The organism is Paraburkholderia sp. BR13439, assembly GCF_040948805.1.
GTDB classification, from domain to species: Bacteria; Pseudomonadota; Gammaproteobacteria; order Burkholderiales; family Burkholderiaceae; genus Paraburkholderia; species Paraburkholderia youngii.
Map to the genome: position 1 here is coordinate 807,175 of NZ_JBFPKN010000001.1, position 23,826 is coordinate 831,000.

The window sequence follows — 23,826 nt, forward strand, 5'->3', positions numbered from 1 at the left end:
CCTCGAGCGGCGTATCTGCGGCGAGGCCGTTCGTTCCTTTGCGCTTCACATTCACACACCGATCATGCCGACTTCAACCTCTACTACCGTTGCTTCGTCCGTCCCCTGTCCGGTTGTCGAATCGCTCGACGCCATCCTTCCCGAAGAACCGCTGCTGATGATGGGCGCCGGCCCCGTGCCGATTCCCGCCGCGGTCGCGAAGGCCAATGCGATCGTGATCAACCATCTGGGCGGCACGATGGCGAAGGTGGTGAACCAGGTGAAGACGATGGCGCGCTACGTGTTCCAGACGCAGTCGAAGTGGGTGCTCGGCGTGGCAGGACCGGGATCGGGCGCGATGGAGATGGCGATCTGCAATCTCGCGTGGGAAGGCACGCGCATGCTGTGTATCAAGAACGGCTTCTTCAGCGACCGCATGGGCGAAATGGGCCGGCGCGTCGGCGCGAAGGTAACCACGCTCGAAGTCGCGGACCGCACGGTCGCGAGTCTCGATCAGGTCGCCGACGCGCTGCGCCGCGAGCGTCCCGAGGTCGTCACGGTCGTGCAGGGCGAGACGTCGAACACCGTGTGGAACCATCATCTGAAAGACATCGTCGCGCTCGCGAAGGAAGCCGGCGCGCTCGTGATCGTCGACGCCGTCTGCACGCTGAGCACGATGCCGCTCGAAATGGACAACTGGGGCATCGACGCGGTGATTACCGGCGGCCAGAAGGGCTTGTCGTCGATTCCGGGTGTGTCGCTGATCGCGTTCTCAGACGCGGCGTGGGCGCGCGTCAAAGGCCGCACGGTGCCCAACACGCACTGGTGCCTCGATGCGTCGCTGGCGGAAAACTTCTGGCACAACGCCGGCTATCACTACACGGCACCGGTGTCGGGCGTACTCGCTTTGCACGAGGCGCTGCGGCTCGTCTGCGCGGAAACGCTGGAGAAGCGCTTCGCGCGCCATCTGAAATGCTCGCTCGCGTTGCAGCAGGGCGTCACCGCGATGGGCCTGCAACTGTATGCGCCGGAGAATTGCCGGCTCAACTCGGTGATCGGCATCGAGGTGCCTGACGGCCTGAGTCCCGCCGACGTCTGCGCGCATATCTCGCGACAGCATCAGGTAGAAATCGCTGGCTCGTTCGGTTTGCCGATCGTGCGGATCGGCCAGATGGGCGAGCAGTGCCGCGAGCACAACCTGTTTCGCACCGTGCACGCGCTCGGCCGCACGATGGTCGATCTCGGCGTCAAGGTCGATCTGCCGGCGGGTGTCGCGGCGCTCGAGCGCGGATTGAGCGAAGGTAAATAAGGCATTTTGCGACGCGCTACGAATAGCATTCGTAGCGCATATTTTTTGTGCGATCCAGCACTTTATAGTCCCATTAGAAAGTTTTTTTCCGCCATTATCGCGTTGCAATAAATTAATGCTTCGCAACGTTTTTACATAACAAATGCATAATTGGCGAAACCCTTACGCAATAAGGCTGAGCGCCTTTCGAAAGGGTTTTTTTCTGTTCTACTTTCTTTTGCTCTCTGTGCGCCGGCGCACGTATCGAGATCAGGCGGAAACGTAAAGTAGGTCACGGCGAGCGCAGCGCAATGCGCTCGCTGCGGTAAATCGCAAGACCATGATTCGACACACGGCGCGTGCCAGGACGCGCCTGCCGCGCTCATGCATGCTTTCCGCCGAAACACAGCTTTAACGCCGAAGCGCCCCCGCGAGGCGATAAAAAGGATTTCTATCCGATTCGATAGTTCGATCGCGTGGAGTCTCGAAGCATGTCTTCGAGGGTCCATGCACGTACGAAGCAAGGAAATCGACACTATGGCGAGCGCATACGACTCAGGTCAATCGGCAGGGGTTATTGTTGGAGCAGAGTTGAACGGACTGGGGGTGGCGCGATCGCTCGCGCAGGCCCGCGTTCCGGTTGTCGCAGTCGATACGAGGAGCCGCGCGGCGACGTGGTGCCGACACGTTCATGCGCATCAGATAAAAAGTTTTGTTGGGAAAATATTCGTCGACGAAATGATCGAGCTCGGCAAGCGGTTCGATCGTCTGCCGGTTCTGATTCTGACCGACGAAGACGCGGTGCATGCGGTGTCGGAAAATCGGCTGGCTTTGTCGCACTGGTATCGATTCCGTTTGCCCGCCGACGACACCGTCAAGATGTTGTCGAGCAAGGTGCGCTTTCACGAATTCGCACAGAGCCACGGCTTTCCGGTGCCGCGCTCAGTCGTGCTCGAAAAGCTTGCCGACATCGAACGGCTGGCCGAATTGCGCTACCCGTGCGTGCTGAAACCAGACGACAAGCGCAACGTGCTGCGTGGCGAGAAAGAACGCGCGGTGCGCGTCGACACGCTGCAGCATGCACGCGATCGCGCGATCGCGATGCTGGCGACACCAGGCGGAATCATCGCGCAGGAGTGGATCGAAGGTCCCGACAGCAACATCCACTTCACGCTGTTCTATCGCGGCGCCGACGGCAACATGGTCAGCATGTTCACCGGCCGCAAGGTGTTGAGCTCGCCGCCGGGCGTCGGCAACACCGCCATCTGTGTGGCCGCGCCCGAAGCGCGCGGGACGCTCGAACCGCTGACGCGGCGCTTCGCCGAGGCGGCCGGTTTCGACGGCATGGGCAGCATCGAGTACAAGTGGGACGACAACTACAACGAGTTCGTGATGGTCGAGCCGACGGTCGGCCGCACGGACTGGCAGGAGGAGATCGCGACGCTGTGCGGCGTCAACATTCCGCTTGCCGCGTACCGCCATGAACTCGGCCTGCCGTTGCCGGTCGAGCGCCCGAGCCGGCTACCGGTTGCGTGGCGCGCGACGTTTTCCGACCGGCCGCCGCCCGAACTGCTGAGCGAACGCACCAAAATTTTCGATGGCTATTTCCGCTGGAACGATCCGTTCCCAGCGCTGCAGCACTATGTCGTGATGAATCCGCTTCGACGCATGAAGCGCAGCTGGAAAAAAGCGATCAGGGCGCCCGAGTCGCGTCAGGCGAAAGCCTGACGCTGGCGACGAGAGCCCGTCCCCTGGAGACCAGCAATGTCTTTGACCGATACCATCATCATTGGCGCGGGGCCCTACGGGTCATCTCTTGCCGCGCATCTGAAGGCCGCCGGCGTGGATCACCAGATCCTCGGGGAACCGATGGGAGCGTGGCGAAACTACATGCCGCCCGGCATGCTGCTGCGCTCCGAAGCTTTCGCGTCGAGCATGCATGCGCCGCGCAGCGGCTTTACCGTCGAAGACTTCTGCCGCCTGAAAGGCCTGCCTTACCGGCCGCTCGGCATGGCGCTGCCGCTCGAGACCTTTGTCGAGTACGGGCTGTGGTTCCAGTCGAATCTGGTCGGCGAAATCCAGCCGGTCGATGTGCTCGCATTGCGCCGCGTCGGCGATCAGTTCCAGCTGTCGCTGAGCGACGGCCGCTCGCTCGCCGCGCGCCGGGTCGTGATCGCGCTCGGCCTGAAGGGCTTCGCGCAAACTCCGCCGGCGCTGCAGAACTTGCCGCCGCAGTATGCGTCGCATTCGGAGCTGTACGGCAACCTCGAGTGGGCGCGCGGCAAGGACATTGCGATCGTCGGCGGCGGGCAGTCGGCGCTCGGGCTGTCTGCGCTGCTCAACGAGCTCGGCGCACGCGCGCACGTGCTGATGCGCGAGAGCAGCGTGGTGTGGCACGAGCGGCCGCACGGCGGGCGCAACATCCTGTCGCGCATCAAGGGGCCCGACGCGGGGCTCGGGCGCGGCTGGCGGTCGCTGTTCCTGTCCGAGTTTCCCGGCGTGTTCCACATGCTCGACCCGCGACGCCGCAAGCTGATCATGGAGCACACGTATGGCGCGTCCGGCGCGTGGTGGCTGCATGATCGCGTGGTCGGCAAGGTACAGATATCGCATCGCACCGTGGTGCGCTCCGCGGCGATCGAAAACGACCGCGTCGTTCTGAACGTGCTGACCGACGGCAAGGAAGCACGCGTGAGCGCCAATCACGTGATCGCCGCGACCGGCTTCAAAACCGACATGCGCCAGCACGCGTTCCTGTCGAAAGATCTGGCCGACGCGATTTCGAATCAAGGCGGCATGCCCGACCTGAGCTTGCACTACGAAACGCGCGTGCGCGGCCTCTATGTGATCGGACCCGCGTCCGCGCATAGCTTCGGGCCCGTGATGCGCTTCGTCTATGGAACCAAGCACGCGTCGCCGACCGTGGCGCGGCACCTTATCGGCTCGTTGAAAGCGGGCTCGCGGCAACGCACGTGGCCCGTCGCCCATGCACCCATGCCGGAGCGCTCAGGTGAATAAGACCCAAACAACGGGCGCGTCTGCGCACTCGCGCCTGTCCGATCGCTACCGCGGGCCCCGCATGAAGCGCTACAAGGCGCTCGTGAAGGAGATGCTCGCGGGCTTCGTGTTGATGTCAGGGCTCGCGTGGTGCACGCGCAAGCTGCTGTGGCGCGATCGCGTAGCCGTGCTGCTTTATCACGATCCCGATCCGGACACGCTCGACCGTCATCTGACTTATCTGAGCAAGCTGTGCGAGTTCGTGCCATTGACCGACGTCAGCGCGCCCGGCCGCGGCCGGCCGCGCGTGGCGATCACGCTCGACGACGGCCACGCGGGCAACGCGAAGCTATTGCCGGTGTTCATCAAGCACAAGGTGCGCCCGACGATCTTTCTGTGCAGCCGCATCGTCGGACGGCCGCGCAGTCACTGGTGGCTGCATCCGGGTTCGCTGCGCGTCGGCCATGAACGTCTGAAGCGCATGACGAACGAAGAGCGCCTCGCCGCGCTGGCGGCTCAAGGCTACCGGCAGGACGGCGACGACCGGCCGACCGGCCTGTCGATCGAACAGATGCAGGCGATGCGCGAGCACGTCGACTTCCAGGCGCATACGCGCTTTCATCCGATCCTCACGCATTGCAGCGACGCTGAAAGCGAGGCCGAAATCAGCGACAGCCGCCGTGAAATCGCGGCGCTGCTGCAACAGCCGTGCGAGCACTTCGCGTATCCGAACGGCAATTACGGCGAGCGCGAAGTGGAGTTCGTGCGCGCGGCGGGCTTCAAAACCGCGCGGACCTGCGACCTCGGCTGGAACGATCAGCACACCGATCCGTACCGGTTGCGCACGATCATCATCGACGATGCGGCGTCGACGCTGCGCTTCGCGGCGCAATTGAGTGGCATTGCGCTGTTTCTGCGCTATCTGCGCGAGGGGGGCGGCTGGCGCGGCAAGTTTCCGCAGTTTTGAACAGGGGGAGCGCCCGGACCAGGCGATTGGTCCGGGCAAAGCCGTCCGGGTTTTTCGCGAGACGGCACGAGAGGCAGACGACAGGAGGGGAACATGCAGCGCTGCAGGGTACTGGTGATCAACGATTACGCGCACATGGGCGGCGCGGAAGTGGTCTATCAACAATCGGCCGAGCTATTGGGCACGCTGCGCGGCGTCGAGGTCGAGCGTTTCGACGATAGCCAGTTTTCCGGCCGCTCGACGATGCTGACGCGCTCCTGGAACATGACCGCCGCGCGCGCGCTCGAAAAGACGCTGCACCGTTTCCGGCCGCATCGGCTGATGGTGCACAACTACCACAACGTGCTGTCGCCTTCGATTCTCAGCGTGATCGCGCACAACCAGCGTCAGTTCGGTTACCGCGCGTATCACACCTGCCACGACTATCACCTCGTCTACTACAACCCGTCGCTGCAGTACTTCGACAAGGACAAGCGGCCGATCATTCTGCCGCTCGACGTGCTGCGCACCCGCGCGGTCCTCACGTTGCGGCCGACGCCGAAGGGCCTCGTGCACGATCTGATGACGAAGGCGTGGTGGCATGCGGTACGCGCGGCCTATCAGCCCGCGCGCGTGTTCGACAGGATCTTGTGCCCGAGCCTGTTCATGCAGCAGGCGCTGCATCGCGTGGGCATCGAGAACACGGTGATCGTGCACAATCCGTCGGCGGTACCGAGCGCGATGCCGATCGTCACGGTGCGTGGCAAGGAACGCTTCAACATCGCGTTCGTCGGACGGATCTCGCCCGAGAAAGGCCTGCTGCAATTTCTGACGCTCTGCGAGGCGGCGGGCTTCGAGCGCATCAATAGCATCGGCGTGTATGGCGACGGGCCGGATCGCGCGGCGATCGAAGAACGCTACGCGTCGCTGATCGCCGAGCGCAAGCTGATCCTGTTCGGCACGATGCCGCAGCAGCAGTTGTTTCCCGCGATGCGCGAGTTCGCCGATGCGGTGGTCGTGCCGTCGGTGGGCGCGGAGAACGCGCCCCTCGTCGTCGTCGAGGCGGCGATGCTCGGCCTGCCGGTGCTGATTCGCGATGGCGGCAGCATGGCGGTGACCGCGGAATCGGTCGGCAACAAGATCAAGTTCAAGTTCGATCCGGGCAGTCTGAAACAGGCGCTCGGCGAGTTGGCCGTTCATCTGGCCGATGAGCACAGAAAGTACGACGTCGGAGAATATCTGCCCGAGCATTACGCGCGGCGTCTGGCCGAAATCATGCACATCGGCGAAAGTTCGGCGCCCATCGCGCCGTCGCGCCGGCGCGCGCGTTATGCAGATAATCCGCGTCCGGCGCCCTGAAAATAGTCGGCGCTGATTGTGGCGAACGGCGTGTATACCCGCACGGTTATCGTCGCTTTAAACATGCGTTTTTTATTGCGTGATTTGTCTGAAGCAATCCTGTAGCAATCGGCTTTTGTGTGCGCTGCCGAACGTTGTAAGGACGGGCTCTCTGAATATTATGATTGCCAAGAAAGGCTTTTTATCGAGCGTTGTAGCGCGCCGACGAAACGGCAGACTCATCAAAACAAGAGCATGTGCATGTCGTGAGCGTTTGCGTGGAAAAACGGCGGACGAGACGCGGCTAATCGGGGAAATATCTCTACCGGGCCCGGCAGTCAGCTCAACCCAAACAGGAATGTGGCCGCAAGCGGCCACATCAGCGATAGGGGGGATCCAGACGGTGATGCGCTACAGCTCAGCGCACGCTGTACGGATCGGAGGTCTCGGGAGACGCGTAGGTCTGGTCTGAATTCCACAAATCGCTGCCGTAGGGGTCCGCTGAGTTCTTGCCGCGGACAGGCTGTGCAACGCTTGTACGTTTCTGCTTCGGAAGGCTGTTTTTAGTTTGGGTGTACACGTTGGGCGCGACATAGCGGTTCTTTTTTGCGTACGCGAGATCCGACGGAGAGCCGTAGAGCGTCGGTGAACTCGCCGCATGAGGCGTCATCGCGTCGAGTTGCGAGTGCTTGGCGACATAACGCGGGGCATAAGCGGAAGAGGAGGCGGACACGATGCTCTGGGCGTATCCCACCTGGGCAGTCAGTAATACCGGTAATACGGCGGCAAGAAGTTTTTTCATTTCGGTCTCCGTAAGAACGCGAGTGGTGCGATGTTAGGGAAAAGAGCCGAGCTCGCATAGGTGCTGTTACACACAAAGGTAGCCGATGTGGCGTAAATCGGCTACCCCCGTCCGATCGAGGCGGTCGGCTCGATCGGACACGGGCGTGACTGGATGCGGCGACGTGCCGGTTCGGGCGCCGGGGAAGAAGTGGGAAACCGTCGGGACTTTGGGAGAACTCGCATGAACCAAAGCAGTGCACCATTCGATAGCCGGAACAACAACAGCGAACATCCGCCGGCAGGCTTCGCGAACTATCTGGATGCGCTGTATGACAACCGCAAGCTGATTGCCCTCACGACGGCCATCGCGGTCGCGCTCGGCATCGGTTATTCGGTGTTCTCCGAACCCGTCTATCGCGCGGACATCCTGGTGCAGGTCGAGGAAAACGCGGGTACCTCGTCCAAGAGCGTGATCGGCGACGTGTCCGCGATGTTCGACGTGAAGACCGCGACGTCCGGGGAGGCGCAGGTGATCGGCTCGCGCATGGTGGTGGGCCGCGCGGTCGACAAGCTCAATCTCGACATCGAAGCGGCACCGCGTTACTTCCCGCTGTTCGGCCGCTGGCTCGCCCGTCATTCCGATCATCTGTCGACGCCGGGACCGCACGGCTACGTGTACGGCAACGAGCGCATCAAAGTGTCGAAATTCGACGTGCCGGAAGAGCTGTTCGATCGTCCGTTCGTGCTGAGGATGGGCGAGGGATCGAGCTACGAGCTGCAATACGGCAAGCTGAAGCTCGAAGGCACTGTCGGCCAGGCGCTGAACGCGACGACCAACTACGGGCCGCTCACGCTCGTCGTCGACCGGATCGACGCGAAGCCCGGTGCGACGTTCGAGGTGCGGCGCCAGTCCGCGCTGACGACGACCGAAAAGCTGCGCAAGGAATTGACGATCTCCGAAAAAGGCAAGGAGTCCGACATCCTCGGCGTGTCGCTCGAAGGCAGCGATCCGAATAAGATCAGCGCGATTCTCGGGACCATCGCGGGCGAATACGTGAGCCAGAACCTGAAGCGCAAATCCGAGGAAGCGGAGCGTTCGATCCGTTTCCTCGAAATGCAGCTTCCGGAAATGCGCCAGCAGCTTTCCGATTCGGAAACGCGCTTCAACGACTTCCGCGCGAAGCATGGCACCGTCGATCTCGGCGAGGAAGCGACCAATCTGTTGCAGCTGTCGGTTCAGGCGCAGACGCGGCTCGCGGAACTCCAGCAGAAGCGCAATGAACTGCTGTCGCGCTTCACCGACCAGCATCCGGCTGTGCAGTCGGTCAACGCGCAGTTGCGCGCGGCGCAACAGGAAGCGAAAGATCTCGCGAGCCGGACGCAGTCGCTGCCGCCGCTCGAACAGAACGTGCTGCGCCTGCAGCGCGACGTGCAGGTCGGCACCGAACTCGACACGTCGCTGCGCAATACGCTCGAACAGCTGAAGCTGATCAAGGCGGGCAAGGCCGGCAACGTGCGCATCGTCGACGGCGCCGTCGCGCCCGATACGCCGGTGCGGCCCAAGCCGCTCCTGATCATCATCGGCGCGATGATGCTCGGCGTGTTCGTCGGCTCTGTGATCGCGCTCGTGCGTCAGCGTCTGTTCGACGCGATCGACGATCCGTACGAAGTCGAGCTGCGCACCGGTCTGCCGGTCTACGCGAGCGTGCCGTTCAGCCGTCAGGAAGAGCGCTTCGCGCACAGCCGTCGCCGGCCGGAGTCGAAGGCGCTCGTGCTCGCGGGCGAAGCGGTGATCGATCCGGCGATCGAAAGTCTGCGTGGCTTTCGCACCGCGCTCGAATTCACGATGACCAAGGCGCGCAACCATATCGTGCTGATCACGGGCCCGACGCCGGGCATCGGCAAGTCGTTCGTGTCGCTGAATCTCGCCGCGGTCATCGGTGCGACCGGCAAGCGCGTGCTGCTGGTCGACGGTGACCTGCGCCGCGGCTTCCTGCATCGGCATCTCGGCGGCGATCGCGGTCCCGGCCTGTCCGATCTGATCCAGGGCGCGTACCGCCCCGAAGAGCTGATTCGCGCGACCCGCTTCCAGGGTGTCGATTTCATCGCGAGCGGCCGCCAGGTTGCGAGCCCGAGCGACGTGTTGTCGAACACCCGGCTCGAGTCGGTGCTGCGCCAGGTCGCGACCGGCTACGACGTCGTGCTGCTCGACGGACCGCCAGTGCTGCTCGCCGCGGATGCGGTGCGGCTCGCGTGCGTGGCAGGTACGACGTTCTTCGTCGCGCGTCAGGGAGTGACGGGTATCGGCGAGCTGCGTGAGTCGGTCCGCCAGATGCAGAAGGTCGGCCTGCCGGTGCGCGGCGTGATCATGAACGGACTGAAGATGCGGCCGGGACGCTACAGCTACGGCTACGGACGCTATCGCTACGCGGCCTACATCTATAAACCGTACGACCGATAAACCCGGGCGCGTGGTTCGCGACGCTCCCGCGGTGCGGGGCGTAGCGCCCGAATGGACCGATCAGAAAACCAACATAGCAATGCGAAGAGATCTTACGGCCGCGCTTGCCGAGCGCACACCGTACAGGCAAGGGACTACTCGGATGAAACAGCTATTTGTCACGCCTTTTCTGCCTCAGAAAAACGCGCCGCAAGCTGGCCACCGGTTGGCCTACGACTACCTGATCAAACTGAGCGCGGAATCGGAACTCGACGTGCTGATCGTGTCGCGCGTGCCGGTCGACGAAAATGACATCGAGTTTCGCGCGAACGTACGCAACGTCTACATCCAGTACGTGAGCCGGTTCGACCTGATTCCGTCGTTCCTCGCGAATCCACTGACGTTTTCACCGCGCCTGTTCTCGCGCTATAAGCCCGCGATCGGCAAGTTCCTTTGCGAGCTCGTCGACAGGCACCGTTACGACACGGTGCGGCTCGAATTCTCGCAATGCTTCACGTATGCGCAGAATCTGCGCGAGCGTTTCCACGACGGCGTGAAGATCGTGATGTGCGCGCATGACGTGCAGATCCAGGTCATGCTGCGCATCAAGTCCATCGAAGGATGGCTGTTTACACGGCAGACCTTCATGCTCGAACAGCGTCTGCTGAAGCTGGCCGACAAGGTGCTCGTGCTGTCGAGCAAGGACGCGCAGCTGATCAACGGCCTGTACCCCGGGGTCGGCACGGTGCAGGTCGTGCCGATCTCGCTGCCGGCGTTTCTGAAGGAAGTGCGGCGCTCGAAAGATACGGTCGAGAAAGGCAACATCCTGTTCTGGGGGGCGATGCAACGCCGCGAAAACGAAGAGGCGCTGCTCAATTTCATCGACACGATTTTTCTGCCGCTGCGCCGGCGCGGTCTGCAACTAAAGCTGTTCGTGGTCGGTTCTGATCCGAGCGAGCGCGTGAAGCGCCTCAATAGCGACGATATCTGCGTGACCGGCTTCGTCGAAAATCCGCGCAGGTACTTCGAGGCCGCCGCTATCGGCGTGGTGCCGCTGCTCTCGGGCGCCGGCGTCAAGCTCAAGACGCTCGAAATGCTTGCGGCGAAACTGCCGGTCGTGTCGACGCCGCTCGGCGCGGAAGGCGTCGAGCACGACGGCACCTTGCTCAACGTCTGCGAGATCGATGAGTTCCAGCACGTGATCGAGCGCATCTACCGCGGTGATCCGGTCAACGTCAACGCCTCCGTGGCGTATCAGGCATGACGCCATGATCGCCACCATCGCCTATCTGCTGGCCGTCGTGCTGTGCGCATCGCGCGGCGTGCTCGAGTATCTGATCGGCAAGGACGCCGCCTATCTGATCCAGGTCGGCGGCATCGTCGGACTGCTCGTGTGGTACATCTCGCCGACGGCGATCGCCGCTTACTTCCGCGACCATGGACGCCTGTCGTTCGGCTTGCTCGTGGGCATGCTGTTCTCGATCGGGCTGTCGATCGTCGCGACGCTCGCGCTCACCGATCAGTTCGGGCTGTCCTATCTGTTCGTCTTCATCTTCACGCTGTTCATCTATTTCTACGCGATCTCGAACTATCAACGGCGTTTCGTGCGGCCCCGCTTCGCCTATGTCGGGCTCGTGCTGATCGCGCTGATCGAGGCGGGCGTCGCGCTCGCGCAGCAGCAGAACGTGTTCCCGATCGACCTGCCGGGCGCGACTTACGGCTTCGACAATCTGCGCGCGCCGTCACTGACCGGCAGCTATCTGCATTACCCGCTGTTCGTCGCGATTGCCGCGTCGCTGTGCGGCGTCGACTATCTGGTGCGCAAGAACGTGCTGTCGGGCCTCGCATGCGTGGTGCTAAGCTTCGCGATTTTCTCGGCACTGTCGCGCAGCGGCATGCTGATCGTTCTCGGCACATTCGGGCTCGCGTTCGTGCAGGGACCGATCCAGTTCATCACGAGAAACGCGAAGCTGATCGTTGCCACTATCTTCGCGACGATGGCGATCATGATCTTCGGCGTCGCGGTGAGCAGTCAGAACGATAGTGTCGTCAACGTCGGCACCGAACGGATCATCGGCGCGACCGACCTGCAATCGGACGGCAACGACGGCCGCACCGAAGCATGGGAAAAGGCCAAGTCGCTCGTATTGCCGGTCAACGCGATCGCCGGCACGTACTTCGGGCTCGTCACGAACTCGGCGCCGGAACCGGTGAAACAGGAGTTCGGCGTCGTCGAATCGAGCGTGCTGCAGCAGATTCTCAATATCGGCCTGATGGGCGCGATCTTCTATTACGGCGTGCTGATATCGGTGACGAAACTCGTGAGCAGCGCAAGCCGGATTGGGTTGTGTGTATGGGCCGCTTTATTTCAAACGTTCTTCTATCAATCGATCGAAGTGATTCCGTTTGTCTTCATCCTGATGACATTGCCGGTGTTCGATTACGTGGACGGACCGCGTCGAAACAGCGCGTAGCGAACCGCAAGGCAGTGCATGCCAGATCGTCCGCATCGCGCGGACGAGCAGTGGGTAGTCGATAGTGCGCGCGACGAGCGCGAAGCATGGTGAACGAACTGGAAAGCCGTGTTTGGGGGTAATTCCACGAACACCTGATGCAAAGCAGGAGGTGGGGATGAACCTGAAGGGAATGATCAGTGTGGTGATCGTCAATTACAACACGCCGAAACTGGTCGGAAATTGCGTGCGCTCCGTGCTGGAACTTTCGATTGCGGATAAGGAGGACATCGTCGTAGTGGACAACGCTTCACCTGACAATTCGTTTTCCTATCTGAGGGAGACGCTTCCGACAGGAGTGAGGCTCGTCAAAACGTCGATCAATCGCGGCTTCGGAGCCGGCGTCAATTTCGGCATGGTCGGTTGTCTGCGCGAACTCGTGCTCGTGCTGAACCCGGACACCTATTTCGTCGATACATCGCTCGAGAACGCGGTGCAGTTGTTCGAGACGGAGAAGGATGTCGGCCTCGTCGGTCTCGATCTGGTCTACCCGGATGGCGAGCGGCAGTTTTCCGCGCGGCGCTTCTATTCGGTGCTCGACATACTCGGCCGGCGCTCGCCGCTCGGGCGGCTCGGCGTATTCAAGCGCCGCATCGACCTCCACATGATGCGCGAAGCGTGGGCCGCGGGCACGCCGTTCGAAGCCGAATGGGTGCTGGGCACGGGCTTTATCGTGCGGCGCGCATTGTTCGGCGAACTCGGCGGCATGGACGAGCACTTCTTCCTCTATATGGAGGATGTCGATTTTTGCGCGCGCATCTGGCAGGCGGGCTACCGCGTGCTGTGCGTGCCGGGCGCGCGGCTCACGCACGAGCATCAGCGCGCGTCGGCAGCGGGCTTCCTCAGCAAGGCGGGACGCCGGCATATGAACAGCTTGTGGCGCTTCAGCCGCAAGTATCGTGTGCCGCTGTTCAGGCCGCCAGGCGTGCAGGGCCTGATGCGCGGCGCGAAGGCGCGTGCGCTGCCGGTCCCGATGGCCGCCGTGAGCGCGCGTGCGGCGGCCGCCGAGCAGGCGCAAAGCATCACGGTCGAGTGACGCCTCGCGCCGTATCGACGTGAAAAAAGCAGGAGTAACGCAATGGGGGAGGGGTAGATGAAAACCCGGCGACAGGCGCTCAAGACGTTCCTGCTCGGCGGCCTGGCCGGGGCCAGTGCAAGCGCAGCCGATCTGGGCATCGCGCGCGCGAGCGGGCACGCGCCGCGCGCGCCCGACGCGTTCGCGACCGTGGGTAACGGCGCGGCCGACGGCGCAGGCGGCATCCTGCGCGTCGCCGCGTCCGTGCCCGAGCGTGCTGCATCGGAACCGGTCGCGCCGAGCTACTTGAAGACGCTCAGCGACATCGTCGCGGGACTCGAGGTCAGCGTCGCGCGCTTCGTCGATCCGCGCAGGCTGGCGGCGATCCAGCGCGGCGCGTCCGGCTACGATGTCGGCGCCGAACTCCGGGAGGCGTTCGCAAGCGGCGCGCGCGGGCTGTATCTGCCGCGCGGCATCTGGCGTTACACCGGCGACTTGACCACCGCGAACGGTTCGAGACTGCGCGGCGACGGCGGCGGCGAATACGTGGTGATCACCGACATCGCGATGGGGGCGACCGTGCTGGAGAGACAGGACGCGGGCGGCCCGACGTCGGCGGCGCTGAAGCTCGGCGACTCGGCGTTCGTCGAGCATGTGCAGGTGCGGCCCGCGCATTACGACAAGGTCATCTACTACCTCGCCAACTATCCGGCGCACACCGGCAACACGGCGATCGGCATTCACTTCGGCACGTCGGCCGGAGCGAGTCGTTGCACGGCGATCGGTTTTTCGCGCGCGGGCTACGAGCTCGGCGTCACGTCGACGCTCGAGCGCTGCTATGCGTACATGTGCGAGCGCGGCTTCTACGCGACCGAGCACACCGACGGCTCGCTGATTAACTGCATCGGCATGTTCTGCCATACGGCCGGCGCGGATATCGTCGACAACTTCTGGCAGGTGATCGGCGGACGCTGGGAATGGAATGCTCGTCACGGCGTGATTCTCGGCGCGGAGTCGCTGATCGTCGGCGCGGTGTTCGATCGCAATGGCTTTGCCGGCGTCTATATGAAGAGCGGCAACTGGGGCAAGGTGGTGAACGGCAACTACTTCTCGCGCAACGGTTGCGGCGGCGACGGCAAGGTCGGCCGCTGGAAGTTCTCGACGCGCGGCCATCCGTCGTACCTCGATGTGCCGCCCGGTCAGAGCTGCCACATCCAGATCGACTACCAGCAGGCCGCGACGATCGTCGGCAATCGCTACCGTCCCGGCCAGGACGACGAGAACGCCGGCTGCGACGGCCCGCAGTTCGTGTACGGCAGTTCGACCGCGCCGGGCAGCACGCCGCTCGACGGCATCACGATTCAGGGCAATTTCGGCGATCGCGCCGGCGATTCGATCGTCGGTTACGCGAAGGCGTATCCGGGCGGCGGCGCGATCGCGGGCGGCAAGGACGCGAGCCTCGTGCATGCGCTGAATCTCGGCGTCGGCTATGAACGCGGCGGCGTCGCGGCGGCACTGCATTGCGGCAACCAGACTGTCTCGCAGGAGACGACGCGCATCTCGATCAACGTGCTGCGCTCGACCTCGGGCCGCGTGGTGCTGCGTGCGGCCACACGCGGCCATGCTCTACTCGCCGAAATCCTGTTCGCAACCGACGCAAGCGACGCCAACTACAAGACCGTGGTGAGCAATCTGATCGGCAATGCGGTGAAGAGCGCGGTATTGAACGCAAATAGTGAAGACGATCGCTACAACCAGATCGATGTCGCACTAAGTGAACCTGCTTTCGTGTCGTATTCTGTTTTTTCGACTTGAGATTTAACTGCAAACAGGACGATTGTGTCGACGAGAAACGTCATCATCGCGCTGTATTCGGTGTATGCGCTGAACTACGTGCTGCCGCTCGTTACGTTGCCGTATCTGTCGCACGTACTTGGGCCGGCCGGGTTGGGTGTGATCGGTTACGCGCAATCGATTTCGCAGATTCTTCTCGTCATCGTCGACTTCGGCTTCGGCCTGTCGAGCGCGCGCAAGGTGGCGGTGCACATCGACAGCCCGGAAGTCGTGAACCGCATCTACTGGTCGACTACGATCGGCCGCGCGATTCTCGCGTTGCTGTGCTCGCTGGTGCTGGTCGTCTGGGCGTTCGCCGCTCACATGTCGCCGCAGGAACGCGGTGCGACGCTGCTCGGCTCGCTCGTGATCTGGGGCGGCGTGCTGACGCCCGGCTGCTTCTACGAAGGCACGCAGCGCCTGCCGGTGCTCGCGGGCACGCTGCTCGCCACACGCGTGGGTCTGCTGATTCCGCTGTTCCTGTTCGTGAAGACTCGCGACGACGTGATGCTCGCGGCCGCGCTGCAATATGCGCCGACCTTCGTGTGCGGCTTGATCCTGATGGGCGCGCTGATCTGGAAGCGCGAGATTCTGCTGACCGTGCGGGTCGGTTGGGCCGACGTGATGGCCGAGGCGAAAGAGGCGTATCACATCTTTCTCGGTTCGGCGCTGACGTCCGTGTACATGTACGCGAACGTGATCATGCTGCGCATGATCAGCGGCCCTGGTGCGGTCGGCTATTACGTGGCGGCCGAGCGACTCACCAACGCGCTGCGCGCGTGCACGGCGCCGGCCATCCAGGCGTTCTTTCCGAAGATCTGCGTCGCGTACGAGCGCAACGACTTCGGCTATATCCACAAGGTCAATCGCGGCTTCATGCTCGCGTTCGCGGCGTCGGCGGTGCTGATCCTGGTCGGCTTCACGGTGCTCGGCGAATGGTTCGTCGGACGTTTTCTCGGCGAGGCGTTCGGCGAGACGTTCCGCATTTTGCGCGTCCTCGTGTTCGTGCCGGCAATCGTCGGCATGACGACGACCCAGGTCATGTTGACGGTGATCGCGTCGGGCAATCAGTCGTTGCTGAAGCGGATCTATATCTACGGCGCGCTGTTCCATCTGGTGCAGGCGCCGATCAGCATCTACTTCTGGGGCGGCGTCGGCACCGCGTGCTCGGTGGCCGCGACCGAGCTGTTCATGCTGATCGCCGTGTACAACGTGTCGAGCCGGATCAATCACGGCCAGATCGCAGTGCGCTCGCAGACGGCGATCAAGCAGGAGATGGCCGCGGAGAGGGATTAGCCGCCGAGACGGACGGTGTTCACTGCGCGGTGGACAGATTGGTCACTTTCGCGTTGCGCAGATACAGCACCGTCGACAGCACGACCGCCGCGGCAGCCGCGAGCGCGGCGAACAGGAACACGGAGCCATAACCGAACTCGCCGGCGATATACCCCGCCAGCGGCCCGGTGATGCCGAGCGACAGATCGAGAAACACCGAGTACGCGGACAGTGCCGCGCCGCGGCTCGCCGGCGGCACCAGCCCGACCGCCTCGACGCCGAGCGCCGGAAATACCAGCGCGAAGCCGAAGCCGGTCAGCGCGGCGCCTGCGAGCGCGATATGCGGCTCGGGCGCGAGCCACAGCATCAACAGACCCGCGCATTCGAACGAGAACGATGCGATCGCGACGCGAAAGCCGCCGTAGGTCTTGATCGTGTTCGCGAACAGCAGGCGCGCGCCGATGAACAGCGTACCGAACAGCGTCAGCGACAGCGCCGCGTTCGGCCAGTGCTTCGCCGCATAGAACAGCGTGATGAAGGTCGCGATCGAGCCGAAGCCGGCCGAGCCGAGCGCGAGACCCATGCCGTGCGGCAGCACGCGCGTAAACACGCTGCGATACGACATCCGCTCGCCGTGCACGACCGGCACCGGCGCGATCAGACGCGCGAGGTAATAGCCGAGCCCTGCCAGCGCGATCACCAGGATGCCGAGCGCGGTGAAGCCGATCGAGCGCGAGATCATCACGCCGAGCGGCGCGCCGATTGCCAGCGCGCCGTAGGTTGCGATGCCGTTCCACGAAATGACCCGGGCGTTGTTCGACGTGCCGACCCGGCCGATCCCCCACAGGATCGCGCCGGTGCCGCACAGACTCTCGCCGAAACCGAGCACGAGGCGGCTGCACACCAGCAGCGCGAGGCTCAGCACCGGCCAGGAACCGGCCAGCGCGGCGAGCAGCAGCAGCACGCCACTCGCGCCGCAGCCGAGCAGACCGATCGATACCGTGCGCTTCGGCCCGAGCGTATCGGCGGAGCGGCCCGCGAGCGGCCGAGACGCGAGCGTCGCGAGGTACTGCACGCTGATCGCCGCGCCGGCCAGCACCGCGCTGTAGCCGAGGTCGCCGTGCACGTAGCCGGGCAGCACCGCGAGCGGAATTCCGATCGCGAGGTAGCAAAGAAAGGTGAAAAAGACGACTGGAATGATTTGCAGGGTCGTCGCAAATTCGCTGCGGGCGGGCGCGGAGTCGGTGGACATCGGGAAAACGAGACTTGAAATCGGCGAGGAGGCGTGATTGTCCCATGGAACCGATTCCCTTGCAGGGCATGCTGAAGAAATGGGACGGATAAATGGCGAGTCGTGACTCGATAAGCGTCCGATTTCGTGCCCTGACCGCGCGATTTTCCGAAGGGATAGCGGGGCCTGCCACGGTAGAGCATGTCATTTCATCTGCATAAAGCCTAAAAAAACGGCAAAAGCTTCCGATCAACATAAGCGTTGCCATGCGCAAATCCATCTGTATATCGCGCGACGAATATGTCCCCCATGCGATTCAGGCTATGGGTTGCCTTTATTGACGGTGATAGCTTTCAAACCATCGACGCGGCGCGTCCGCGCGAACACCGAACAGACGAGAGCACCGAGACATGACCGAGCCGATTCGCTTCTATCACCGCAACGCGATCCGCGAAATCCAGGACGCGCCCGTCACCCGCACGGTGCTGCAGTATCTGCGCGAAGACGCGCATTGCACCGGCACCAAGGAAGGCTGCGCCGAAGGCGACTGCGGCGCCTGCACCGTCGTGATCGGCGAGCGCAACGCGGCGGGCGGCGTCGACTTCAAGGCGGTCAACGCCTGCATCCAATTCGTGCCGACGCTCGACGGCCGCGCGCTCTTCACGGTCGAAGACCTGCGCCAGCCGGACGGGTCGCTCCATCCGGTGCAGCAGGCGATGGTCGATTGCCACGGCTCGCAGTGCGGCTTCTGCACGCCGGGCTTCATCATGTCGATGTGGGCGCTCTACGAGAAGCACGGCCACGAGCACGGCTGCGCGAACCGCACGGTGCCGTCGCGCGAGGCGATCGGCAATGCGCTGACCGGCAACCTGTGCCGCTGCACCGGCTACCGGCCGATCGTCGATGCGGCCGAGCGCATGTTCGACGCGCCCGCGCCGACCGCGCCGCTCGACGTGAAGGCGCTCGCCAACACGCTCGCGACGCTCGAACGCGACGACACGTTCCAGTACGAGCACGCGGGCCAGCGCTTCGCCGCGCCGCGCACGGTCGCGGCGCTCGCGCAGATCAAGGAGCAGGAACCGGGCGCGCGCATCCTCGCGGGCAGCACCGATATCGGCCTGTGGGTCACCAAGCAGATGCGCGAACTCGGCAACCTCCTCTACGTCGGGCAGATCGCCGAGCTGCAAAAGCTCGAAACCAATGACGACTGGATCGATATCGGCGCCGGCGTCAGCGTCGAAAGAGCATATGCCGAGATCGCGAAGCAGTATCCGGAGCTGACCGAAATGTGGCAGCGCTTCGCGTCGCTGCCGATCCGCAACGCCGGCACGCTCGGCGGCAACATCGCGAACGGCTCGCCAATCGGCGATTCGATGCCGGGGCTGATCGCGCTCGGCGCGCGCGTGATCGTGCGCGGCGGCGACATCGAGCGCGAGATGCCGCTCGAAGACCTGTACCTCGCGTATCAGAAGAAGGACATGGCCGAGCACGAGTTCGTCGTCGGCCTGAAGGTGCCCGCGCGCGGCGGCGCGCGCAAGAATCTGCGCTTTCGCACCTACAAGCTGTCGAAGCGCTTCGATTCGGATATCTCGGCCGTCTGCGCGGCGTTCTCGTTCATTGCCGACGGGGACGTGATCCGCGAACCGCGCATCGCGTTCGGCGGCATGGCCGCGACGCCGAAGCGCGCGCTCAATGCCGAAGCCGTGCTGCGCGACGCCGCTTGGCACGAGGCGACCGCGCAGGCCGCAATGCTCGCGCTCGGCAACGACTACGCGCCGCTCACCGACGTGCGCGCGACCAGCGACTACCGCCTCGAGGCGGCGAAGAACACGCTGTACCGCTTCTGGCTCGAAACGCGCGCGCGGGAGCCGCTGCCGAAGAGCGCGCTCGATGTGCGCGCCGTCGCGCCGGCCGGCGCGAGCGTTTGAGCGCCGCGCGTCCACGGATACGGAGAACCCAACAATGAACCAGCAAGCCGAACCGTTCCTGAAGGAGCTTCAGGATCTCGACGAGTTCACCCAGGTGCACGTGTCGCGTCCGCACGAGTCCGCGCATCTGCACGTGAGCGGCCGCGCGACCTACACCGACGACATCCCCGAAGTGGCCGGCACGCTGCACGCGGCGCTGGGGCTGTCGTCGAAGGCGCACGCGAAGATCGTGTCGATCGCATTCGACCGGGTGCGCGCGACGCCCGGCGTGGTCGCGGTCTTCACCGCCGACGACATCCCCGGCGCCAACGACGTCGGCCCGATCGTTCATGGCGACGACCCGATCCTCGCCGACGGCGTCGTGCAATACGTCGGCCAGCCGATGTTCATCGTGGTCGCCAGCTCGCACGAAGTGGCGCGGCTCGGCGCGCGGCGCGCCGAGGTGGTCTACGAGGAACTGCCGGCGGTACTGACCGCGCAGCAGGCGCGCGCCGCGAACCAGTTCGTGCTGCCGCCGATGAAGCTCGCGCGCGGCGATGCCGGCACGAAGATCGCGCGCGCCGCGCATCGCGAGGCCGGCGAGATGCTGCTCGGCGGCCAGGAGCAGTTCTATCTGGAAGGGCAGATCTCGTACGCGGTGCCGAAAGATGACGACGGCATGCACGTCTACTGCTCGACCCAGCATCCGAGCGAAATGCAGCACCTCGTCGCGCACACGTTGGGCGTTGCATCACACAACGTGTTGATCGAATGCCGGCGCATGGGCGGCGGGTTCGGCGGCAAGGAATCGCAGTCGGCGCTATTCGCCTGCTGCGCATCACTCGCCGCATGGAAGCTGCTGTGCCCGGTCAAGCTGCGCCCCGATCGCGACGACGACATGATGGTGACCGGCAAGCGCCACGATTTCCACTACACGTACGAAGTCGGTTACGACGAAGACGGCGTGATCGAAGGCGTCGCGGTCGACATGACCTCGCGCTGCGGCTTTTCCGCGGACCTGTCGGGCCCGGTGATGACGCGCGCGCTGTGCCACTTCGACAACGCGTACTGGCTGTCGGATGTATCGATCGACGGCTTCTGCGGCAAGACCAACACGCAGTCGAACACGGCGTTTCGCGGCTTCGGCGGTCCGCAAGGCGCATTCGCGATCGAGTACATCCTCGACAACGTCGCGCGCTCATGCGGCATCGATGCGCTCGACGTGCGCCGCCGCAATCTGTACGGCAAAACCGAGCGCAACGAGACGCCGTACGGCCAGGTAGTCGAAGACAACGTGATTCACGAACTGATCGACGAACTGGAAGCGACCAGCGACTATCGCGCGCGCCGCAAGGAGATCGACGCATTCAACGCGAACAACGAGATCCTCAAGAAGGGCCTCGCGCTGACGCCGGTCAAGTTCGGCATCGCGTTCAACGTCACGCACTTCAACCAGGCCGGCGCGCTCGTGCATATCTACACCGACGGCTCGGTGCTCGTGAATCACGGCGGCACCGAAATGGGCCAGGGGCTGAACACGAAGGTCGCGCAGGTCGTCGCGCATGAACTCGGCGTCGGCTTCAAGCGCATTCGCGTGACCGCGACCGATACGAGCAAGGTAGCCAATACGTCGGCGACGGCTGCTTCGACCGGCTCCGATCTGAACGGCAAAGCCGCGCAGGACGCCGCGCGCCAGTTGCGCGAGCGGCTCGCCGCTTTCGCGGCCGAGCGCTACGGCGCGGGCAGCGTGACCGCGCGGGACGTGCGCTTCGCGCATGATCGCGTGGTGGTCGGCGAGGTCGCCGTGCCGTTCGAGGAAGTGATCGCGAAGGCTTATCTCGCGCGTATCCAGCTATGGTCCGACGGTTTCTACGCGACACCGAAGCTCCACTGGGATCAGTCGAAGCTGCAAGGCCGGCCGTTCTATTACTACTCGTACGGCGCGGCGGTATCGGAAGTCGTGATCGACACGCTGACCGGCGAAATGCGCGTGCTGCGTGCCGATGCGCTGCACGACGTGGGCGCCTCGCTGAATCCGGCGCTCGACGTCGGCCAGGTGGAGGGCGCGTTCATTCAGGGCATGGGCTGGCTCACCACCGAGGAGCTGTGGTGGAACGCGGGCGGCAAGCTGATGACGCACGCGCCGTCGACGTACAAGATCCCGACCGTCAACGACGTGCCGCCGGTCTTCAACGTCAGGCTGTTCAAGAACCGCAATGCGGAAGACAGCATTCATCGTTCGAAGGCGACTGGCGAGCCGCCGCTGCTGCTGCCGTTCTCGGTGTTTTTCGCCGTGCGCGACGCGGTGTCGGCGGTGGGTGGCCACAAGGTCAATCCGCCGCTCAACGCGCCCGCGACCAGCGAGGAGATCCTCAAGGCGGTCGGCGCGGTGCGCGCCGCGAGCGCGGCCGCGCGGCAGGCATGATGCGAATGGCGGACGAGCGGGAGCGCGATATGGAAGAACGCCTGAACAATTATCTGAACCGCACCGGCGCCATCGACGATGCTGCACCGGTGCGGATCGGTCGGCGTAGCGTCGCGTCCGAACTGGCACCGCGGCCCGCGCCGATGCATATCGTGCTGTTCGGCGCGGGGCATGTCGGCCATGCGCTTGTGCAATTGCTCGGCGGCCTGCCGTGCGTGGTCCAGTGGGTCGACGAACGCGACGAGCTGTTCCCTGACGAAACGCCGCCCAACGTGCAGGTCGAAGCGACCGACACGCCCGATGCGATCGTCGACGCGGCGCCGCCCGGCGCGTGGTTTCTGGTGATGACGCACAACCATGCGCTCGATTTTTCGCTGGCCACGCGCATCATGCGACGGCGCGATTTCAGCTACTTCGGCATGATCGGCTCGAAGACGAAGCGCGTGAAGTTCGAGCGGCGTCTGCTCGAACGAGGCGTGGAACTGGAGCGGCTCGCGGAGATGACCTGTCCGATCGGCGTCGAGGGTATCGTCGACAAGGCGCCCGCGGCGATCGCGATCGCGGTGTGCGCGCAACTGCTGCGGGTGAGGACACGGCAGGCCGCGGGCCAGATCCACGCAACCGAGCGGATCATGGCATAGGCCACGCGCAACGGCTTGCGCGAGTGTTCGAGGGGGGCGGGCTCACACGCCGTCCCTTTCTTTATTTGCCGCTGGACGGTTGTTGTTGGCCCCGCTGCGGCGTCTTCACGCGCGGCGTCTTGCGCGCCACCAACTCACTCGACACCTCGGACATCAACGTCCTCAGCCAGCCGATATCGCTCGGCCGATCCGGCTGCGGATGCCACAACTGATAGCAGCGGATGCGCGGAAACGCGATCGGCACATCGACGACCGCGAGCGGCAGCATGCTCGCGTAGTGCATCGCGAAGCGCCGCGTGGTCGTGAAGATCAGATCGGATTGCAGAAGCGTCTGCGCGACGAGCCCGAAGTAGGGCAGCGTAGCAACGATGCGCCGGCTCGCCTTCGCGCGCGCGAAGCCGGTATCGATCGCGCCGCCGCGCGTGCCGCTGTACGGTGTCGGCGCCAGATGCGGCGCGGCCAGATAGGCGTCGCGCGTGAGCGGCTCGCGCGCGAGCGGATGGTCCGCGCGCATCATGCACACGACGGTATCGGCGAACAGGTCGCTGCGCTCGAAGCGCGGATCGGGCTTCGGCCAGTTGCCGACCACGAGATCGAGTTCGCCGGCGTCGAGCGCGGCCGAATGATCGAGCAGCGGCCCCAGCGATTCGATTTCCAGCCGCGCATGCGGCGCCGCTTCGCGAAATCGCGCGATCACGGTCGGCATGAAGAAGTCGTTCAGATAGTCGGGCGCGGCAACGCGAAACGTGCGGCGTGAGCGGCCCGGGTCGAAATCGCCGTGCGGCGTCGCGACGAAATCGACATCGCGCAGCACGCGCTGCGCGGCCGCGAGCAGCGACTCGCCGTATTCGGTCGGCACCATGCCCGACTTGCCGCGCACCAGAATCGGATCACCGAGCGTTTCGCGCAGCTTGCGCAGTGCGGTGCTGATCGCGGGCTGGGTCTGGTTCAGCCGCATCGCGGTCTGCGTGACGCTGCGCTCGACGAGAAGCGTGCGCAGCACGCGCACGAGCCAGATATCGAGTGAGGCGGCGGTGTCGTCCATGGTCGAAGCGGGGTGACGCGGGCGCAGCCGATCGGCTCGCCGCGCGGCGAGCGCGTGGGGTGCGAAAGCTTATAACCTTAGGCCCGTTTGCGCGTCGGCGGCATAGCGGGCGCGGTATGGCCGGCATCAGCGCGGCGTGTGCCGGCGGCGCTTCGCTGGGGCCGAAGCTG

The 23,826-nt window shown here is 64.2% G+C and carries 17 protein-coding genes; 14 read left to right on the forward strand and 3 right to left on the reverse strand.

Features of this window, described 5'->3' with window-relative positions; translation table 11 throughout:
- Nucleotides 1-64: 64 nt before the first annotated feature.
- The 5 genes from AB3X96_RS03735 (at nt 65) to AB3X96_RS03755 (ending at nt 6,569) form a co-directional block, all read left to right on the forward strand.
- Complete coding sequence (locus AB3X96_RS03735; protein WP_176379072.1) at nt 65-1,288, forward strand: alanine--glyoxylate aminotransferase family protein; 1,224 nt, start codon at nt 65-67, stop codon at nt 1,286-1,288.
- 717 nt (nt 1,289-2,005) lie between these two features.
- On the forward strand, nt 2,006-2,995 hold the full coding sequence (locus AB3X96_RS03740; protein ID WP_368588617.1) for a carboxylate--amine ligase: 990 nt from the start codon (nt 2,006-2,008) through the stop codon (nt 2,993-2,995).
- 36 nt (nt 2,996-3,031) lie between these two features.
- On the forward strand, nt 3,032-4,285 hold the full coding sequence (locus AB3X96_RS03745; RefSeq protein WP_368588618.1) for an FAD-dependent oxidoreductase: 1,254 nt from the start codon (nt 3,032-3,034) through the stop codon (nt 4,283-4,285).
- Nucleotides 4,286-4,346: 61 nt separating this feature from the next.
- Entirely contained in the window at nt 4,347-5,231 is an 885-nt protein-coding gene (locus tag AB3X96_RS03750) for a polysaccharide deacetylase family protein (protein ID WP_368588669.1), read from the forward strand.
- 93 nt (nt 5,232-5,324) lie between these two features.
- On the forward strand, nt 5,325-6,569 hold the full coding sequence (locus tag AB3X96_RS03755) for a glycosyltransferase (RefSeq protein WP_368588619.1): 1,245 nt from the start codon (nt 5,325-5,327) through the stop codon (nt 6,567-6,569).
- A gap of 397 nt (nt 6,570-6,966) precedes the next feature.
- Here the strand turns inward: AB3X96_RS03755 and AB3X96_RS03760 are convergent, their stop codons facing one another.
- Complete coding sequence (locus AB3X96_RS03760) at nt 6,967-7,350, reverse strand: hypothetical protein (protein WP_176122541.1); 384 nt, start codon at nt 7,348-7,350, stop codon at nt 6,967-6,969.
- 222 nt (nt 7,351-7,572) lie between these two features.
- Here AB3X96_RS03760 and AB3X96_RS03765 point away from each other — a divergent pair, with 222 nt between their 5' ends.
- From AB3X96_RS03765 to AB3X96_RS03790, 6 genes are all read left to right on the forward strand, one after another.
- Nucleotides 7,573-9,792, forward strand: coding sequence for a GNVR domain-containing protein (locus tag AB3X96_RS03765; protein ID WP_368588620.1), 2,220 nt, complete (start codon nt 7,573-7,575; stop codon nt 9,790-9,792).
- A 142-nt stretch (nt 9,793-9,934) separates the two neighbouring features.
- Nucleotides 9,935-11,035: a glycosyltransferase gene (locus tag AB3X96_RS03770; protein ID WP_368588621.1), complete on the forward strand. Its 1,101-nt coding sequence runs from the start codon at nt 9,935-9,937 to the stop codon at nt 11,033-11,035.
- Nucleotides 11,036-11,039: 4 nt separating this feature from the next.
- Nucleotides 11,040-12,245 carry a hypothetical protein gene (locus AB3X96_RS03775; RefSeq protein ID WP_368588622.1) on the forward strand — a complete coding sequence of 402 codons (1,206 nt, stop codon included), beginning with the start codon at nt 11,040-11,042 and terminating at the stop codon, nt 12,243-12,245.
- A gap of 157 nt (nt 12,246-12,402) precedes the next feature.
- Nucleotides 12,403-13,320: a glycosyltransferase family 2 protein gene (locus AB3X96_RS03780; RefSeq protein WP_368588623.1), complete on the forward strand. Its 918-nt coding sequence runs from the start codon at nt 12,403-12,405 to the stop codon at nt 13,318-13,320.
- Nucleotides 13,321-13,377: 57 nt separating this feature from the next.
- The gene (locus AB3X96_RS03785) at nt 13,378-15,114 is read left to right on the forward strand and encodes a hypothetical protein (protein WP_368588624.1); all 1,737 of its coding nucleotides are present in this window, start codon (nt 13,378-13,380) and stop codon (nt 15,112-15,114) included.
- A gap of 24 nt (nt 15,115-15,138) precedes the next feature.
- Nucleotides 15,139-16,428 carry an oligosaccharide flippase family protein gene (locus tag AB3X96_RS03790; RefSeq protein ID WP_368588625.1) on the forward strand — a complete coding sequence of 430 codons (1,290 nt, stop codon included), beginning with the start codon at nt 15,139-15,141 and terminating at the stop codon, nt 16,426-16,428.
- Between the two features lie 19 nt (nt 16,429-16,447).
- On the opposite strand, the gene AB3X96_RS03795 is transcribed toward AB3X96_RS03790, so the two are convergent.
- Entirely contained in the window at nt 16,448-17,659 is a 1,212-nt protein-coding gene (locus AB3X96_RS03795; protein WP_176109433.1) for an MFS transporter, read from the reverse strand.
- Nucleotides 17,660-18,048: 389 nt separating this feature from the next.
- Between AB3X96_RS03795 and xdhA the strand changes: the two genes are divergently transcribed.
- Genes xdhA through xdhC form a run of 3 tightly spaced genes read left to right on the forward strand, consistent with a single transcriptional unit; the run spans nt 18,049 to nt 22,611 of the window.
- Complete coding sequence (gene xdhA, locus AB3X96_RS03800) at nt 18,049-19,566, forward strand: xanthine dehydrogenase small subunit (protein ID WP_368588626.1); 1,518 nt, start codon at nt 18,049-18,051, stop codon at nt 19,564-19,566.
- A 34-nt stretch (nt 19,567-19,600) separates the two neighbouring features.
- Nucleotides 19,601-21,970, forward strand: a complete 2,370-nt coding sequence (gene xdhB / locus AB3X96_RS03805) for a xanthine dehydrogenase molybdopterin binding subunit (protein WP_368588627.1) — start codon at nt 19,601-19,603, stop codon at nt 21,968-21,970.
- A gap of 29 nt (nt 21,971-21,999) precedes the next feature.
- On the forward strand, nt 22,000-22,611 hold the full coding sequence (gene xdhC, locus AB3X96_RS03810) for a xanthine dehydrogenase accessory protein XdhC (RefSeq protein WP_368588628.1): 612 nt from the start codon (nt 22,000-22,002) through the stop codon (nt 22,609-22,611).
- A 61-nt stretch (nt 22,612-22,672) separates the two neighbouring features.
- Here the strand turns inward: xdhC and AB3X96_RS03815 are convergent, their stop codons facing one another.
- Nucleotides 22,673-23,656 (reverse strand): LysR substrate-binding domain-containing protein, encoded by a 984-nt coding sequence (locus tag AB3X96_RS03815; RefSeq protein ID WP_368588629.1) that lies wholly within the window; start codon nt 23,654-23,656, stop codon nt 22,673-22,675.
- Between the last annotated feature and the right edge of the window lie 170 nt (nt 23,657-23,826).

Excerpts from the sequence above, each read along its gene's own strand:
- AB3X96_RS03735 (WP_176379072.1), top strand. The coding sequence starts at position 65 with ATGCCGACTTCAACCTCTACTACCGTTGCTTCGTCCGTCCCCTGTCCG.
- AB3X96_RS03740 (WP_368588617.1), top strand. The coding sequence starts at position 2,006 with ATGATCGAGCTCGGCAAGCGGTTCGATCGTCTGCCGGTTCTGATTCTG.
- AB3X96_RS03745 (WP_368588618.1), top strand. The coding sequence starts at position 3,032 with ATGTCTTTGACCGATACCATCATCATTGGCGCGGGGCCCTACGGGTCA.
- AB3X96_RS03750 (WP_368588669.1), top strand. The coding sequence starts at position 4,347 with ATGAAGCGCTACAAGGCGCTCGTGAAGGAGATGCTCGCGGGCTTCGTG.
- AB3X96_RS03755 (WP_368588619.1), top strand. The coding sequence starts at position 5,325 with ATGCAGCGCTGCAGGGTACTGGTGATCAACGATTACGCGCACATGGGC.
- AB3X96_RS03760 (WP_176122541.1), bottom strand. The coding sequence starts at position 7,350 with ATGAAAAAACTTCTTGCCGCCGTATTACCGGTATTACTGACTGCCCAG.
- AB3X96_RS03765 (WP_368588620.1), top strand. The coding sequence starts at position 7,573 with ATGAACCAAAGCAGTGCACCATTCGATAGCCGGAACAACAACAGCGAA.
- AB3X96_RS03770 (WP_368588621.1), top strand. The coding sequence starts at position 9,935 with ATGAAACAGCTATTTGTCACGCCTTTTCTGCCTCAGAAAAACGCGCCG.
- AB3X96_RS03775 (WP_368588622.1), top strand. The coding sequence starts at position 11,040 with ATGATCGCCACCATCGCCTATCTGCTGGCCGTCGTGCTGTGCGCATCG.
- AB3X96_RS03780 (WP_368588623.1), top strand. The coding sequence starts at position 12,403 with ATGAACCTGAAGGGAATGATCAGTGTGGTGATCGTCAATTACAACACG.
- AB3X96_RS03785 (WP_368588624.1), top strand. The coding sequence starts at position 13,378 with ATGAAAACCCGGCGACAGGCGCTCAAGACGTTCCTGCTCGGCGGCCTG.
- AB3X96_RS03795 (WP_176109433.1), bottom strand. The coding sequence starts at position 17,659 with ATGTCCACCGACTCCGCGCCCGCCCGCAGCGAATTTGCGACGACCCTG.
- xdhA (WP_368588626.1), top strand. The coding sequence starts at position 18,049 with ATGACCGAGCCGATTCGCTTCTATCACCGCAACGCGATCCGCGAAATC.
- xdhB (WP_368588627.1), top strand. The coding sequence starts at position 19,601 with ATGAACCAGCAAGCCGAACCGTTCCTGAAGGAGCTTCAGGATCTCGAC.
- xdhC (WP_368588628.1), top strand. The coding sequence starts at position 22,000 with ATGGAAGAACGCCTGAACAATTATCTGAACCGCACCGGCGCCATCGAC.
- AB3X96_RS03815 (WP_368588629.1), bottom strand. The coding sequence starts at position 23,656 with ATGGACGACACCGCCGCCTCACTCGATATCTGGCTCGTGCGCGTGCTG.